The organism is Vibrio sp. SCSIO 43132 (assembly GCF_019904195.1).
GTDB classification, from domain to species: Bacteria; Pseudomonadota; Gammaproteobacteria; order Enterobacterales; family Vibrionaceae; genus Vibrio; species Vibrio nigripulchritudo.
On record NZ_CP063199.1, the window covers coordinates 1,429,825 to 1,445,904 of the forward strand.

Genomic DNA, 16,080 nt, shown 5'->3' on the forward strand with positions numbered 1-16,080 from the left:
CAAAGCCCTTATTTTACGGCGTGTCTCAAAGTTTTACTTTGACCAGCTTTAAACTTTCCTGACGTAGTACGGTCACAAAAGGTATCTAGTTAACAGTTTTATTATTACGTTATCTTGTATATTGATATGGTTATGTACAGTGTTTTTTATTGTCTTCTTAAACGGGTTCAGCCATACTATTGGTTCTATATCAAAAAGATATTCGCGATGTATACCCAAGTGACCCCAAGGTGCTTAGTTCAGCGAGAATTAACTGGCTTTCAGGCAAGACACCGATTTGAAGATCTAGTGGCTCTAAATCAAGAATCGGTAACGCAGTATGGAAGCCAGTTAAACTCGCCCTTGGGAGCCCATATTCTGTCCCATTTCATCGTCATAGAACTTGGAAAGGACTCGTCATTCCGCTGCGTTCTTTTCCTTGAACTGAAACAGAATATGAGCTCTGAATCCAGCACATTGAGGTCACTTGGGTATATAAATAAGCACAGGCTCATTTTTACGGTCAATCACTCAGGAGCTCAAGACCATGGCTGAAGAAACCATTTTCACAAAGATTATCAATCGAGAAATTCCAGCAGATATCGTATTTCAGGACGAGCTAGTTACAGCCTTTCGCGACATCAACCCTCGAGCTCCCAAGCATATCCTTATTATTCCAAATAAACTGATCCCAACTACTAACCAAGTCGAAGTGGAAGATGAAGCCATGATGGGACGAATGTTTACAGCGGCTCGCAAAATTGCAGAGGAAGAGGGCATTGCAGAAGACGGATATCGTTTGATCGTGAACTGTAATGCACACGGTGGACAAGAGGTTTACCACATTCACATGCATCTGGTTGGCGGTCAGCCGCTTGGTCCTATGCTTATCAGCTGATTAACATCAGTTTGGTAGAATCGGAAATCATCAGAAAAAGAATAATTAAACGTTAGAGGCAAGAGTGTTTTTTGCTCGAAAATCATTACCCGTCCGCAGTTTCTTTATAGCTGGTACAAGCGCTTTACTCAGTGCGTGCGCCACTATGTCTGCAGGCAATCTATTCAGTCACTACAGTGCTCAGACACAAGAGGCGTATTTTGCTGTCCGTAACGGTAACTACGCCGAGGCTCAGGAAAAGCTCAACACGGAGATTGCAGGTCCGATTCTGGACAACATGGAAAAAGGACGCGTTTCTCTGCTGAATCAGGACTACGCGCAAAGCATGTCTTACCTAAAGGTCAGCGACAACGCAGTCAAAGTGCTGAATGACAGAGCAACCATCTCTCTCAGCGAAACTGCGAACACCGTTGGCGCGCTCGCGACTAACGACAACATGACGACCTATGAACCCGCCGACTACGAGTTGGGCTTCCTACACTTATACCTTGGTCTGAACTATCTGCAAAGAAATGATCTGTCTGGTGCATTGGTTGAAATGCGTCGTGCAAACCAAGTTCAGGAGCAGGCAAAGAAGCGTCGTCAGTCTGAACTGGAGTCAGCGCAAGTTTCCGCCGAGCGAGAAGGGGTGTCACCAAACATTGCGGCAATCATGGCGAATTACCCAGATGCTGGTGACAAACTTAAAGCTGTTCAGAATGGATACCTGCTTTATCTTTCGGCACTTCTTTACGAGACCGACGGCGACCTCAATAGTGCCTATATTGATTACAAGCGAGCTCTGGCAGTCATGCCCGACAATAAGGAAGTGATTGATGCGGTATTGCGTGTTGGTCATAAACTTGGAATGCGTCAGGATCTGAAAACCTTTGAAGCGCGTTATGGGAAGTACAAGAAACCATCGAAAAGCAAAGGTCGCGTCATTGTTCTGGATGAGCAAAGGGTGGTGAAGGCGATGGATTCATTTAACTATTCCTTGCCTGTCTACAACTCTAAAGAAAATCTGACATCTATTTACAGTATTGCGCTACCTTATTACCCGAATACAGAAACCTATCCATCGCCATCTTTGATGTTAAACGGTACGGCGTTGAACCGTTCCGAACTGGTAGATGTGAATCTGATGGCGCAAAACAATTTAAGTGAACGCATGCCGGGTATTATTATCCGACAGGCATTAAGAGTGGTTGCCAAAGATCAGCTTCGAAGAGAGGCGACAAAAGGTGACGACGTAGGAAACGCACTATTCAGTATCTGGAATGCCTTAACTGAACAAGCTGACACTCGTAGCTGGCAAACGTTGCCTGCAGAAGTATTTAGCAGCAGTGAGCAGGTGAACCCAGGGGAACATACCCTTGTTGTTAACGGTCAAAACTATACTTTCAATGTTAAAGCCGGACAAACCACGTTGGTGTGGGTTTCTCGACAAGGGACTGGATCGTCAGTATGGCATAAACAATTAGGGGCTATCTAATGAAAAAGTTATGGATTGTACTATTGTCCGCCGCCGTTTTCGGCTGTGCTCAGACACCCACTGCGGGGCTTAGCATTGATGGACAATCTCAACGAGTTATTATGAACGACAACATTTTAGGTGGTCGTTTGGATATCGAAAATATCGATACTGACCTAGTCAATGGGCATGCACGAGGCATTGTTAGCCTGGCTAGCAAATACAAAAGCGACCAGCATGTTCAGTACCGTTTCTATTGGTACGATGACAAGGGCTTAGAAGTAAACAGTAAACCGGGTCCTTGGCGTAAGGTCATCATTCGTGGTTTCGAGACCATTTCGGTATCCGAAGTGTCTGTGAACCCTAATGCGACTCAATACCGTGTTCAAATTCGCCAAGCTAATAACTAAGGAAACATTATGAAAAAAAGTGCTATCGCCTTACTTGGTTTAGCCGCAATTCTGGGTGGTTGTTCTAATCAGGTGTCTTACGGTGACGCTCAGGCTGTAGAAACAACCACCATCGATTTTGGTTCTACCGACTTGCAAACCATTGCGGGTCAGATGGTAGACAGCATGCTGATGTCTGGGTCTGTTGCTGCAATCACTCGTGACAGCCGTCCGATTGTGTTTGTTGAGAGTATCAAGAACAAAACCAGTGAGCACATTGATACGGAATCCATCACAGACTCCATCAGCACGAAAATGCTGAATTCAGGCAAATTCCGTTTTGTTGATATGGACCGCGTTGAAGCTGTTCGCGACCAACTGAATTTCCAAAACAACGATGAGCTTGTTAACCAGAGCAGTGCTATCCAGTTCGGTAAAATGGTGGGTGCTCAATACATGCTCTACGGTAACCTTGCGAGCATCGTTAAAAACGCAGGCAGCGATCAGGACGTTTACTACAAAATGACTATGCGTCTGATGGATCTGGAAACTGGTCTAATCGAATGGGCTGACGAAACTGAAATTCGTAAGCAAAAATCTAAGAGTTTCTTAGGACTGTAAGGGAGTAGCGCTAAGTGGCAAAAATGGGATGGCAAGAAGCGCTTCAGCTTGATAATTCCTTGAATTCACTTAGCGATTATTTCGATTCACCGCCTGAGCAGATGGAACTTCTGTCAGGCGGTCTCAGTAACCGTTGCTGGAAAATCTCACAGGATGAATGCCATTACGTTTGGCGACCAGTATCTAAAAGCACACTTTCCTTTGGCATTTCACGTGCGAATGAATTCCATCTGCTGAATGCATTGAATAACTACTCATTTTCACCCAATCCTGTCCTTCTTAATGAGAGTGGACTACTGGTTAAGTGGATTGAGGGAGAGCCTGTTCAGGATCAGATCTCACAAGATGAATTGCTCCACATTCTTGCGTCTGTCCACAAAGTTAAAATCAACGACAAGCCTATCCAGAAGCTACTTTTTTCAGAGAAAGTAGACCATTACTGGATGCAGATTAAGCCGGAATTCAAAACCGAGTCTCTCGAAAAGTTATACAAAAAGCACCGTGAGCCACTTTATCTGGCAGAGATGGATAGAACACTTTGCCACTTTGATTTAGGTGCTTATAACTTGATCCGTACAGACCAAGGGCTGGGTGTAATTGACTGGGAATACTCGGCGATTGGCGACCCAAGAATGGATTTGGCAATGACCATTGAGGTATCTGATTTGAACCCAGAAGTCGCAGTTGCGATGTATTGTCAGTTCCGAGGAATTGGGTTTGATGCAATGGAAGAGTGGCAAGAGGGAGTGAAAGACTGGTTGCCAAAAATTCGTCTCTTAGGTTTGCTTTGGTATCTTCTTGGTCATCAGCTCTGGGGAACAAGCCTTTACAAGGAAAGAGCAGAGGAACTGCAAGATCAGCTTATGAAAATACACTCTTAAAATGCTAGTGCGATCACTTTCCCCAACATTCCTGAAACCTCACCTCTTTAAAACCCTAGTCTTCGTGGTAGATTGAAGTCATAACAAAAGCATTGGTACCGCGGGAGGTCCCATGATCATTTATTTGCACGGTTTTGATTCCACCAGCCCAGGAAATCATGAGAAAGTGCTTCAGCTTCAGTTTATTGATGATGATGTGCGATTTATTAACTACAGCACATTGCATCCCAAACACGACATGCAACATCTGCTCAAAGAAGTCCATAAAACCATGGAGTTTTCAAACGATCCTAACCCGATAATCTGTGGGGTAGGGCTTGGTGGTTATTGGTCTGAACGCATCGGGTTTCTGTGTGGCATCAAGCAAGTGATTTTTAATCCTAATCTTCACCCAGAAGAGAATATGCAAGGTCGGATTGACCGACCTGAAGAGTACGAAGACATTGCCACAAAATGCGTTGAGAAGTTCAGAGAAAAGAATCGAGATAACTGTTTAGTCGTGCTGTCGAGAGAAGACGAAATTCGCGACAATCAACTCTCTGCTGATGAGCTTTCCCCATACTATCGCATCATCTGGGATGAGACACAGACTCACAAGTTCAAGAAGATTTCTCAACACCTGCAAGCAATGAAAGTGTTTAAAGAGATACCGCCAGCTCACGACTTGCAATCATAAACATACTAGATCAACAGAACCTAATGCCACTTTTTGAAAGTGGCATTTTTCCGGCGTCACATATTTTTATGTGTTATCACCTTGGCAGCTTTCAGAAGCGTATTCAATCAGACCCAGCTTGTTGTTTCTCACATCCAAGTAGCAGCCCTTGGCTCGAATACTGTCGACATTGTCATCCTTTCCGCCAAAATGGAACAGCACACCTTTTTGACCATTGAGATCACCTCGCGGCACATAATCTGTCATGGTTATCCCTGTATCAATCGCGTTGATTAAGTTGTCAGAAGAAGTAATGAGGTTGCCGTGGGTTAGCTTTACTTCTTTTCCCTCTATGGTGATCGAACTTTCAGGAAGATTGTGAAGACTTTCAGTAAGCGCCACCCCTCTTGCAAAAGTGTTTGCACTTCTTACCGCACTACTAGCACTCTCAATAATACTGGTCTTAGATTTGTCTACCACGTCCACATATCTTGGGGTCGCGAACGAAGCGAGCACCCCTAAAATGGCAATTACAACAATCATTTCTAAAAGGGTAAAACCACTCTGTGTTTTCTTCATTTCTTGGTCTGTTCTTTAATCGAGCATTAAGTTAGTAAGACGTAAAATGGTAGGCATTGAAGAAGAGTCACTCAATATGAAAGCTTGGTAACAGTTAAACGAAATCAACCATACATAAAACAGAATTGAATGGTAAGGACGTGAAATACCGCAGAAAGAAATTGACGGGTTCGAATGGTGCAAAATCTCGTCAGTTAGTCGGGAAACCAGTGATTTCTTACAAACTTAAGTTGCCAAGATGATATGGGTCTTTATAATGCTTTTTGAAGATATTTTTGATAAATATCAAAAAAATTTGAGAGCAAGAAGATAACTTGCCCAAGTATTATGTGCTAGAGCACACTTTGATCCTATCCGTGATTGTATAAAAAGGGTCCCCTTCACTTCGTTGATATGAGGCTTTTAAAAAGCACTTAAGAATTCAATGCTTTGGCTTTGCATAAAAGCGAGAGCAAATATTTTTCATATTACATAGGAGTGTCGTTGTGACGCGTATTATTGTTGTTGGCGGTGGCGCAGGCGGACTTGAACTTGCGACCAAGCTAGGACGAACTTTAGGTCGAAAAGGGCGTGCAAACGTAACCTTAGTTGACCGTAAAGCCAGCCATTTATGGAAACCTCTTCTGCATGAAGTGGCAACCGGCTCTCTCGATGAGGGTGTGGATGCTCTAAGCTATCGTGCTCATGCAAAAAACCACCACTTTGATTTTCAAATGGGCAGCCTCAAAGACATTGACCGTGAGCGCAAAGTCATTTACCTGAGTGAACTGCGTGATGAACAAGATGAACTTCTGATGCCAGAGCGTGAACTGGAATACGACATTCTGGTGATGGCGATCGGCTCAACGTCCAACGACTTCAATACACCAGGTGTTCGCGACAACTGCATCTTCCTTGATAGCCCTGAGCAGGCACACCGCTTCCGTACTGAAATGAACAACGAATTCCTGAAGCTGCACGCAAAAAGCGGTCAGGGCTCTGTAGACATTGCTATTGTCGGTGCCGGTGCAACGGGTGTTGAGCTTTCTGCTGAGCTTCATAACGCAGTGAAAGAATTGCGTACCTACGGTTTCGGCGACCTAGACTCAAGCAAACTGAACGTTAACCTGATTGAAGCGGGTGAACGTATTCTTCCTGCACTTCCTCCTCGTATTTCTGCGGCAGCGCATCAAGAGCTGACAAAGCTAGGTGTGAACGTTCGTACAGCAACTATGGTAACGCAAGCCGATGAAGACGGTTTGACGACCAAAGATGGCGAGCGAATCAAAGCGCAAATCATGGTTTGGGCTGCAGGCATCAAAGCTCCGGACTTTATTAAAGACATCGCTGGGCTGGAAACTAACCGCATCAATCAGCTTGTTGTTAAAGATACGCTGCAAACGACGCGCGACGATGACATCTTTGTCATTGGTGACTTGGCACAATGTACTCAGGCAGACGGTAAGTTTGTTCCGCCTCGTGCTCAAGCTGCACACCAGATGGCGAGTCAGGCATTCTCTAACATTGTGGCAAAAATCAATGGTCGCGATCTAAAGCCTTACATCTACAAGGATCACGGTTCTTTGGTTTCACTAAGCCGTTTCTCTACAGTCGGTAGCCTGATGGGTAACCTGACCAAAGGTTCAATGATGGTTGAAGGTCGCATCGCTCGTGTTGTGTACATTTCACTGTATCGAATGCACCAGATGGCACTTCACGGTGTGATCAAGACCGGTTTGATGATGCTGGTAGGGCGAATTAACCGAGTGTTGCGTCCAAACCTGAAACTGCACTAAGAAGAAACATTCAAACAAAGAAAAGGGCTCATATGAGCCCTTTCGTTTATCTGGATTCTAATCAGGTGTCTATTCAGGTATCACGGAATAGACAATGCCATCTTTTGGCTTTCCGTGGTGAATGAATCGGTTACGAGCCAACCCTTCACACACGGCACCACATTTTTCAGCAATCTTATGGCTGGCAAAATTTTCTGGGTCACAGACAATTTCCAACCGCGTAAGCTTTATTTTGCTGAAACAGCATTCGATGAGTGCGTCTAACGCCTCTGTACCATAGCCTTTCTTTTGCTGAGCATCCGATATCCAATATCCCAAACTGCCCATATTGAATGACAAATAGCGTTCTGTGAGAGCGACCATTCCTAAAAACTCATTGGTTTCCCGACTAAATATGCCAAAGCCATAAGCAAGCCCTTTTAGCCAGTTTAGGCGGTTGGCGATCAGAAAATCATAACCGTCTTCGGTTGAAAACTCGCTGTCACACCAATCGAGCCATTGATGCAGAGAAGGGGAGTTTTTAATTGCTTGAGTGAACGACCCGACTTCTTCATTTTTAATCAGTCGAAGTTCGAGCCGTTTGGTGATGATGCAGAAATCTGGAGCAAAATGCATATAGGTGATATTGCTCAGATTTAACTTTGAACTCGACGAACTTGAATGATCATTCCCATTAGCGGGTGATCAAGGTAATGGGTTTCACTGCTTCGCATACGACGTTTCTGATCCATACGGTAAGACTTAAGGAATTCTTCCACCTGAAGTGTTGGAGAAACGGACTCAAGATTACCAACCTGAATAGTGTCGTCACCTTCCGTATCCGCCAAGTCTAAAGACTTCTCTTCAAAGGTAATGTCTCTGACACTCGGCTTTTTCAAATCCAGTTTTACATCGGCAAAGAGGTAGTGCTGCACATAAACCTGAAGTTTGCCTTCCAGTTCGTAATTTGGCTTGTAGGTGGTTTCTTCAGTGATACCGTCACCTAAATCCGCCACTAGCTGATTTTCAGCGCGTGCTCTGCCTGTTTCATCAAACTGCTTCGAGTAGTCTTTACCAGCATTAATTCGAAACACTGGGGCACTGTGGCTACCACGGTCACCCTGCCTCCATGCAACATGCATAAGTGGTGTAAACGCAGCGTGTTTTTTTAATGCGTTGTACTGGGCATTCAACTGATAGCTAGAGCGTGGTAGTAATGCAGCTCCTTTTAGTCTCATACCCTCAGAGTCCTGGAAAGAGAACGTACGTTCCAGATTAATTTCTGGGTTTTGATTTGGCCAGGACTCGTTAATGGTTTCAGGATCCACTGCTCGCTTGAAGAAAATGACTTCTATATCAAACTGTCGGGCTGCCAGTGATTCAAATGAAAACAGGCATAGCAGTAAGGGGATCAGTTTTTTCATTGTTGCTCCGTATAGAAAGAGCGGCGACTCACCACTCTTTTGCTTAAAACACGCGTCCGGTAAGCGTACCAAATTCCTGATTAACTTGGCAGGCGATTCTCTGCAAACTGTTGAAGTAAGTCGTTAATAAAACGCACTCTTTCCCGACGATCGGTTAATGGTAGCGCAAACTTCAACTTGGTTGGACCTTCCATGCCATATTTTTGCGGCGCCGATTGCAGCAATTTAACAAGAAACGCAGGGTTTATGTCAGCGGTAGGATAAAATTCTATAAATCCTCCTTTAGCATGTGCCTCGATTTTCTTGATATGCATGGTTCCCGCTTTCTGTTTGACCTCGCTGACCGCCAGTAAATTCTTAGCGGCATCAGGTAAGGTTCCAAAGCGATCAATAAGTTCCACTTTCATTTCTGCCAGTTCGTTTTCATTGCTGACGCTGGCAATGCGCTTGTACATAGAAAGACGCGTATTGATGTCTGGAATATAGTCATCAGGGAGTAGAGCAGGCAATCTAAGCTCGACTTCGGTCTGGTCACGAAGCAGTTCATCGAGAGATGGCTCTTTCCCTTCCTTCAACGCTTCAACTGCTTGTTCTAGCATTTCCATGTAGAGCGTAAAGCCAACAGACTGAATCTGACCACTTTGCTCATCACCTAGTAATTCACCTGCACCGCGAATTTCCAGATCGTGAGTTGCCAGCGTGAAGCCCGCCCCCAGATCTTCCAGTGATGCAATCGCATCTAAACGTTTGATGGCGTCTTTAGTCATCGCTTTCGGGTGAGGCGTTAACAAGTAAGCGTATGCCTGATGATGAGAACGACCCACACGCCCACGTAACTGATGTAACTGAGCCAGACCAAGGTTGTCGGCTCTGTCCATAATGATGGTATTGGCGGTCGGGACATCAATGCCCGTTTCGATAATCGTGGTACACACCAGCAGGTTGAAACGTTGATGGTAGAAATCGTTCATGATGCGCTCAAGTTCTCGTTCGCGCATCTGACCATGTGCCACTGTTACACGGGCTTCCGGGATCAGTTTTTCCAGATCCGCTGCCACTTTTTCAATGGTTTCAACCTGATTATGTAGGAAGTAAACCTGTCCACCACGCATGATTTCACGGAGCACTGCTTCACGGGTGACGCTGTCTTCGCTCTGACGCACAAAGGTTTTGATGGCTAAACGCCTTGCTGGTGGAGTCGCAATGATCGACAAATCACGCATTCCACTCATCGCCATATTCAGGGTTCGAGGGATAGGGGTGGCAGTCAGTGTGAGGATATCCACATCCGCACGCATGGCTTTCACTTTTTCTTTCTGACGAACGCCAAATCGGTGTTCCTCGTCTACAATGAGCAGACCAAGATCTTTGAATTTGATGTCATTCTGAAGCAGTTTGTGCGTTCCGATGATGATGTCGACTTTGCCTTCTTCCACATCCGCCAGAATTTGCTTCTGTTCTTTTGCCGATTTAAATCGAGAAAGAACCTCAACCCGAATCGGTAAGTTGGCAAAGCGATCTCGAAAGTTTTCAAAGTGCTGCTGGGCCAGTAGGGTGGTAGGAACCAAAACCGCGACCTGTTTGCTGTTGTCAGTGGCAACAAACGCGGCACGCATTGCTACCTCTGTTTTACCAAAGCCCACATCACCACAAACCAGTCTGTCCATTGCTTTTGGCTGACACATGTCTGAAAGCACCGCGTTGATCGCCGTGGCTTGATCATCGGTTTCTTCAAAAGGAAATGTAGATTTAAATGTCGCGTATTCTTCACGGTCCAGTTTGAATTTAAAACCAGGTTTGAGTTCGCGTTTGGCGTAAACATCGAGCAGCTCGGCTGCGACGTCACGGACTTTTTCTGCGGCTCTGCGTCTTGCTTTTGCCCAGGCTTCACCACCGAGTTTGTGCAGTGGCGCGCTGTCTTCTGCACCTCCAGAATAGCGGCTGATCAGGTTCAGTGAAGAAACGGGTACGTAAAGTTTGGCACCATCTTGGTACTCCAAGGTCACGTATTCGGTGGGCATTCCACCTGCTTCTAATGTTTGAAGACCGGTGTATCGCCCAATACCATGATCTAGGTGAACGACTGGCTGACCGGGTTTTAGCTCGGCCAGATGACGAATCACCGTATCCGAATTAACGGCTTTTCGATCTTTTTTACGTCTTTGAATCACCCGATCGCCGAGCAAGTCGCTCTCACAGATCAGTGCTATTTGGGATGGTTCGAAAATAAAACCATGCTCCGCCGCGCCAAGAATCAGATTGATCTTGGTATCGGCAGCGAGAGCGTTATTCAAACTCGTGCACTCTACAGGCTTGAGTTTGATTCGCTGAAGTAATTCTAATAATGCTTCGCGGCGACCTTCTGATTCAACGGAGAATATGATTTTCCCGCTGAACTGCTCTACAAACTGCCTCAATGCCGCCATTGGCTCTTTGTTCTGATGCTGAACATGCAAATCTGGCAGAGCATCAATCTTTTCGTTACTTCTTCCGCCTTTTTTAGCGACTTCTTCTGCGCTTAACAGGCTTTGTGGAAGCGATTTGAAGTGTGAAAAGAGTTCGTCCTTCTTGAGCCACAGTAGTTCAGGCTCAAGTAGCGGACGCAGTGGATCCACCTTACGTTGGTCGAATCGGTAATCAACGTCACCAAGGAAAGTGTCGATGGCATTTTCCAAATTGCCTACAGAGATGAGCAGCGTGTTATCAGGCAGATAGTCGAACAAGGTTTCTGTGTGCTCAAAGAAAAGGGGCTGCCAGTATTCAATACCTGCCGGCCAGGTTCCTTTGCTGATCTGCATATAGATGGATTCGGGTTCGCGTCTTGCTTCGAACTTTTGTCTCCAGCGTCCGCGGAAGTCTTCAATCGCCTGATCTGTTGTTGGAAACTCGTGAGCAGGAAGCAGACGAATTTCCGGAATGTCGTCTATGGAACGCTGATTTTCAGGGTCGAAAGTGCGGATGCTGTCAATTTCATCATCAAAGAAATCGATACGATAAGGATCGCTGCTGCCCATCGGGTACAAATCAATGATGGAACCCCGACTGGCGTATTCACCCGGTCCGAACACTTGATCGACGTGTCGATAGCCCGACTTCTCCAGTTGCAGACGAAGTGCCTCCAGCGAATAGCGGTCTCCGTTTTTAACCATCAGGGTATGCTGCATCAAAAAGTCACGTGGTGACTGACGCTGAAGCAAGGTGCTTACCGGTATCACGGTAATGCCGTTACTTTGAGTTGGCAGTTGATACAGCGTCGAAATTCGATCAGAAATGATGTCCTGATGAGGAGAAAAGTTATCGTAAGGCAGAGTCTCCCAATCTGGGAACATATGAACGGGTTGTTGGGTAAACTGTTCGACTTCAGCCGTAAGCTTGAGCGCAAGCTGAGGATCGGGGACAACAAGGAGTGTGTGCCCACTGTGTTGCTCAGACAACTGAGCAATGGCAACAGATAAAGCCGAGCCTTTTAGATTACCGACGTGCTTTTTATCTCCCGCGCCGCTAGGCAGCGCCAGAGAAAGAAGATGTGAATTAGGCATAACGTTATTTACGATCGCGTTCCAATGAACGTTGTCTTAGTAATTTTTGTTGTTGGTGAAGCGCGGCTTTGATCAGCAAATCCTGATCTTCTTCGCGCAATAGAGTAAATGATATCGTGATTTTATAGGATTGGTCATCCCCTTCACACTCAGAAACTTTGCCGTAACAGTAAATGGCTGCGGCTGGAAATTCGAGAAAGATTTTTGTACGAACGGTTTGACCAATAGCAAGGGCGCTTTTCGCTGTGTAAGTAAACTGGCTGGCACCAAAGGAAGACGTAGTGTTGCTAAATGCTGGGTCATTCTGCTGAGAGAGCATATACGTAAGCAAAAGGTTCAACTTGCTGTTTTGAGTTTCCAGCAACTGGACTACGTGCGAAAGGTCGCTGCTTCTTAATTCCCCAATCGCTTTTTCAGTCACGCTATCCAGAGAACTGAATTCGGTAGCAACCAAAAATGGGGCAGGGATTTCAGTAACAAACTGCTCGTTATCCGGCAGCTCAAAATCGGATTCAAGCGGCTCGATGTTAACGGTCAGTCCGTGTTGAACGGTAAAATACTCTTGTTGGCTCATACTGCAATTCCCTTCTTTCTATTCTATTGATTATCGTCATGTAAGCGCATGAATCAAGAAATCTGCCGTTATATGTATTTTTTTCGTCATTTTAAGAGCCCAGCCTTAAGTAAAGACTACTAAATCAGTGGCTTTCTCGTTACATTACCGACCAGTGATTTATCAAGGTTCTTTCTATATGTTCCATCCCATATCGGTTTATATCGGATTGCGCTATTTACGCGGAAGGTCAGGAGATCGTTTTAGCCGGTTTGTCTCGTTCATGTCTACGGCGGGCATCACTATTGGTGTGATGGCTATGATAACCGTAACTTCTGTCATGAACGGATTTGAAGGGCAACTCAAAGGACGTATCCTTGGGGTGTTGCCTAATGCAGTCGTCAGTGAAGATTCGGGTAAAACCCAACTCAGCGCTGAGCCCCCCGAGTTTCTCTCTCAATACCCAACTTCCACAAAGCCAACCCCGATAGTTCGGTCTGAAGCGGTTATTCAAAGCCCGGTCCGATTAAACGCTGGAATGCTACTGGGCATTGACCCTACGTTGAATGATCCAGTGGGTAAACATCTGCTGGGTGGAAGCCTTCAAGCTTTGGAGGCAGGAAAGTACAGGGTCGTTCTGGGTCATACGCTCGCCAGACAGCTTAAGGCGCGAGTGGGTGACAAAGTACGGATTATGGTAACTGGCGCGAGTCGATTCACGCCATTAGGTCGCATACCAAGCCAGCGTAACTTTACCGTTGCAGGTGTGTTTAACACTGGTTCTGATATCGATTCACAGCTAATGGTGACCAATATACAAGATGCTTCAAGGTTACTTAGATACCCAAAAGGGACGGTATCCGGCTGGCGTTTGACGTTTGATGACCCGTTTGTTGTGTCAGAAATGGCAACAAAGCCGCTTCCTGAAAACTGGAAATGGAGCGACTGGCGCGAACAGCGAGGTGAGTTGTTTCAGGCAGTCAAAATGGAAAAAAACATGATGGGTCTCATGCTTGGGCTTATCGTTGGCGTCGCCGCGTTTAATATTATTTCGGCGCTGATAATGGTGGTCATGGAGAAACAGGCTGAAGTCGCTATCTTGAAAACTCAGGGGCTAACCAATTCTCAGGTTATGACGGTATTTGTGGTTCAGGGAGCAAGTAGCGGAGTGATTGGCTCGATTGTGGGTGGTCTGGTGGGCGTGTTGCTGGCTTCCAACATCAACAGCCTGCTGCAACTTTTCAACCTGAATTTGTTTGCAGTGGGAGGGAAATTGCCCGTGCTAATTGACCCTACGCAAGTCTTTATCATTATTTCTCTGGCAGTTGCTTTAAGCATCTTAGCAACGCTTTATCCATCCTACCGGGCTTCGTCCGTAAAACCAGCTGAGGCACTTCGATATGAGTGATTTATTACTTTGTGATTCTGTTTGTAAAACCTATCGCGAAGGCAATTTTGAAACCGAAGTGCTAAAAGGTGTGAGTTTTTCCCTGAAGGCAGGAGAACTGGTTTCCATCGTTGGTTCTTCCGGTTCAGGAAAGAGCACGCTCTTGCATGTATTGGGTGCTCTTGATGAGCCGACACAGGGGAAGGTTTCCTTTCAGTCAAAGGAATTGGCAACACTGAATAGCAGTCAGCAAGCCAAGCTGCGAAATCAGGAAATAGGCTTTGTTTATCAGTTTCATCACCTTCTGGCAGACTTTACCGCGTTAGAAAACGTTGCTATGCCGTTGATGATTGGTGGTCAAAGCCCAGCAAAAGCCAAGAGTGCGGCAAAAACATTACTTGCCAAGGTTGGGTTAGAGCATCGGCTTGAACACCGACCAGCGGAGTTGTCTGGCGGTGAAAGACAGCGAGTAGCGATTGCGCGCGCGTTGGTAAATGAGCCTTCCCTAGTGTTAGCTGATGAGCCTACGGGTAATCTGGACCACACCTCTGCTTTGGCGATTTATGACTTGATGCGAGAGCTGAATAAGGAGTCTGGTACGGCATTTTTAGTGGTGACTCACGACAACGAACTGGCAGACAAGATGGATCGCAAACTTCATATGCAAGATGGTTTGTTGGTGGATGAACATGAAGTGCGTTCAGCGCGATAAGGCGGAGAATCATGTTTTCACTTTCCTTACTGTTAGGTAGCCGATTCAGCCGCGCAAAAAAACGCAACAAGCTGGTATCCTTTATTTCTCTTTCTTCAACCATAGGTATTGCCGTTGGCGTGGCTGTTGTCTTGATTGGGCTTTCAGCGATGAATGGTTTTGAGCGAGAACTAGAAAATCGTGTGCTTTCAGTCATTGCCCATGGTGAATTTGAAGGTGCAAGAGGACCAATCAAAAATTGGGAGCGAGTAGTAACCGACGCTGAGAAAAGCAACAGAGTGATTGCTGCAGCGCCATACGTGAAATTGACGGGGCTGGCTGAAAAAGGCGCCACTCTGAAAGCGGTAGAAATTCGAGGCGTTGATACTGAGCTTGAAAAACGCGTGTCTAATCTGACCGAATTTATCGACCAGGAGGCTTGGGAACAGTTTCAACCTGGGAACAACCAGGTCATCCTCGGAAAAGGCATTGCCGACCACTTGGGCGTGAAAGTAGGAGAGGGCATTACTCTGCTTATTCCTCAGGCAAACAATTCGTTGAAAGTACGTGCGCCCAAAAGAGTTCGATTGAATGTGATTGGCTTCCTTAGCCTTGGCGGTCAAATTGATCATGGTCTGGTGCTTTTGCCACTAGCTGATGCTCAAACCTACGCCAACATAGGTGAAAGTGTCACGGGTGTTTCCATCAAAACCACAAACGTGTTTGACGCACAGTCCATTGTCCGAGAGGTAGGGGATACGTTGTCCGTGTCTGTATTCCTAAGAAGTTGGCAGCATAAATTTGGGTTTCTGTATCGCGATATTCAGTTGGTTCGCACCATTATGTACCTTGTTATGGTGCTGGTAATAGGTGTGGCCTGCTTTAACATAGTGTCGACTTTGATGATGGCAGTGAAAGACAGGTTGTCGGAAATTGCTATTCTAAAAACCATGGGAGCAAGTGACGGTCTAATTCGCCGTACGTTCATATGGCAAGGCGTCTTTTCTGGTGTTACAGGAAGCTTGGCTGGAAGCATACTTGGGTTATTTGTTGCGAGTAATCTGACGACTCTGATAAAAGGTCTGGAATCGCTTGTTGGTCATCAATTTCTGTCTGGGGACATTTACTTTATTGATTTCTTGCCATCCGAAATTATTTGGCAAGATGTCGTCATTGTATCCGGTACAGCCGTGTTCTTGAGCTTACTCGCGACTTTGTACCCGGCATCACGAGCCAGCAAGATCCACCCAGCAAGTGTATTGAGTGGTAAGTAATTT

General features: G+C 45.8%; 15 protein-coding genes. 10 read left to right on the forward strand and 5 right to left on the reverse strand.

Annotation, left to right across the window (positions count from 1 at the left end; genetic code table 11):
* The first annotated feature begins 526 nt into the window (after positions 1 to 526).
* From hinT to ycfP, 6 genes are all read left to right on the forward strand, one after another.
* The gene (gene hinT / locus INR79_RS06475; RefSeq protein WP_022589460.1) at positions 527 to 877 is read left to right on the forward strand and encodes a purine nucleoside phosphoramidase; all 351 of its coding nucleotides are present in this window, start codon (positions 527 to 529) and stop codon (positions 875 to 877) included.
* A gap of 145 nt (positions 878 to 1,022) precedes the next feature.
* Positions 1,023 to 2,351, forward strand: a complete 1,329-nt coding sequence (locus INR79_RS06480; protein ID WP_262415387.1) for a COG3014 family protein — start codon at positions 1,023 to 1,025, stop codon at positions 2,349 to 2,351.
* Positions 2,351 to 2,740: a YcfL family protein gene (locus INR79_RS06485; protein WP_004401635.1), complete on the forward strand. Its 390-nt coding sequence runs from the start codon at positions 2,351 to 2,353 to the stop codon at positions 2,738 to 2,740. The genes INR79_RS06480 and INR79_RS06485 overlap by 1 nt, the downstream gene beginning before the upstream one ends.
* 9 nt (positions 2,741 to 2,749) lie before the next feature.
* The gene (lpoB, locus tag INR79_RS06490) at positions 2,750 to 3,340 is read left to right on the forward strand and encodes a penicillin-binding protein activator LpoB (RefSeq protein ID WP_004401636.1); all 591 of its coding nucleotides are present in this window, start codon (positions 2,750 to 2,752) and stop codon (positions 3,338 to 3,340) included.
* Between the two features lie 23 nt (positions 3,341 to 3,363).
* Positions 3,364 to 4,221, forward strand: coding sequence for a phosphotransferase (locus INR79_RS06495; RefSeq protein WP_262415402.1), 858 nt, complete (start codon positions 3,364 to 3,366; stop codon positions 4,219 to 4,221).
* A gap of 112 nt (positions 4,222 to 4,333) precedes the next feature.
* Positions 4,334 to 4,897 (forward strand): alpha/beta hydrolase YcfP, encoded by a 564-nt coding sequence (gene ycfP / locus INR79_RS06500; RefSeq protein ID WP_223096462.1) that lies wholly within the window; start codon positions 4,334 to 4,336, stop codon positions 4,895 to 4,897.
* A gap of 66 nt (positions 4,898 to 4,963) precedes the next feature.
* Here the strand turns inward: ycfP and INR79_RS06505 are convergent, their stop codons facing one another.
* On the reverse strand, positions 4,964 to 5,455 hold the full coding sequence (locus tag INR79_RS06505) for a Tfp pilus assembly protein FimT/FimU (protein WP_223096464.1): 492 nt from the start codon (positions 5,453 to 5,455) through the stop codon (positions 4,964 to 4,966).
* 485 nt (positions 5,456 to 5,940) lie between these two features.
* Between INR79_RS06505 and INR79_RS06510 the strand changes: the two genes are divergently transcribed.
* Positions 5,941 to 7,230 (forward strand): NAD(P)/FAD-dependent oxidoreductase, encoded by a 1,290-nt coding sequence (locus INR79_RS06510; RefSeq protein WP_022550208.1) that lies wholly within the window; start codon positions 5,941 to 5,943, stop codon positions 7,228 to 7,230.
* Between the two features lie 69 nt (positions 7,231 to 7,299).
* Here the strand turns inward: INR79_RS06510 and INR79_RS06515 are convergent, their stop codons facing one another.
* From INR79_RS06515 to INR79_RS06530, 4 genes are all read right to left on the reverse strand, one after another.
* Positions 7,300 to 7,845, reverse strand: a complete 546-nt coding sequence (locus INR79_RS06515; RefSeq protein WP_200765695.1) for a GNAT family N-acetyltransferase — start codon at positions 7,843 to 7,845, stop codon at positions 7,300 to 7,302.
* A gap of 20 nt (positions 7,846 to 7,865) precedes the next feature.
* Positions 7,866 to 8,633 (reverse strand): peptidoglycan binding protein CsiV, encoded by a 768-nt coding sequence (locus INR79_RS06520; RefSeq protein WP_022589466.1) that lies wholly within the window; start codon positions 8,631 to 8,633, stop codon positions 7,866 to 7,868.
* Between the two features lie 80 nt (positions 8,634 to 8,713).
* Positions 8,714 to 12,172, reverse strand: a complete 3,459-nt coding sequence (gene mfd / locus INR79_RS06525; protein WP_223096466.1) for a transcription-repair coupling factor — start codon at positions 12,170 to 12,172, stop codon at positions 8,714 to 8,716.
* A gap of 4 nt (positions 12,173 to 12,176) precedes the next feature.
* On the reverse strand, positions 12,177 to 12,746 hold the full coding sequence (locus tag INR79_RS06530; protein ID WP_004400627.1) for a PilZ domain-containing protein: 570 nt from the start codon (positions 12,744 to 12,746) through the stop codon (positions 12,177 to 12,179).
* 178 nt (positions 12,747 to 12,924) lie between these two features.
* Here INR79_RS06530 and lolC point away from each other — a divergent pair, with 178 nt between their 5' ends.
* The 3 genes from lolC to lolE are packed head-to-tail and all read left to right on the forward strand — an operon-like array spanning position 12,925 to position 16,077.
* The gene (gene lolC, locus INR79_RS06535; RefSeq protein ID WP_022589468.1) at positions 12,925 to 14,133 is read left to right on the forward strand and encodes a lipoprotein-releasing ABC transporter permease subunit LolC; all 1,209 of its coding nucleotides are present in this window, start codon (positions 12,925 to 12,927) and stop codon (positions 14,131 to 14,133) included.
* The gene (gene lolD / locus INR79_RS06540) at positions 14,126 to 14,824 is read left to right on the forward strand and encodes a lipoprotein-releasing ABC transporter ATP-binding protein LolD (RefSeq protein ID WP_223096468.1); all 699 of its coding nucleotides are present in this window, start codon (positions 14,126 to 14,128) and stop codon (positions 14,822 to 14,824) included. Before lolC ends, lolD begins: the two co-directional genes overlap by 8 nt.
* An 11-nt stretch (positions 14,825 to 14,835) precedes the next feature.
* The gene (gene lolE, locus INR79_RS06545) at positions 14,836 to 16,077 is read left to right on the forward strand and encodes a lipoprotein-releasing ABC transporter permease subunit LolE (RefSeq protein ID WP_223096471.1); all 1,242 of its coding nucleotides are present in this window, start codon (positions 14,836 to 14,838) and stop codon (positions 16,075 to 16,077) included.
* Positions 16,078 to 16,080 lie beyond the last annotated feature (3 nt).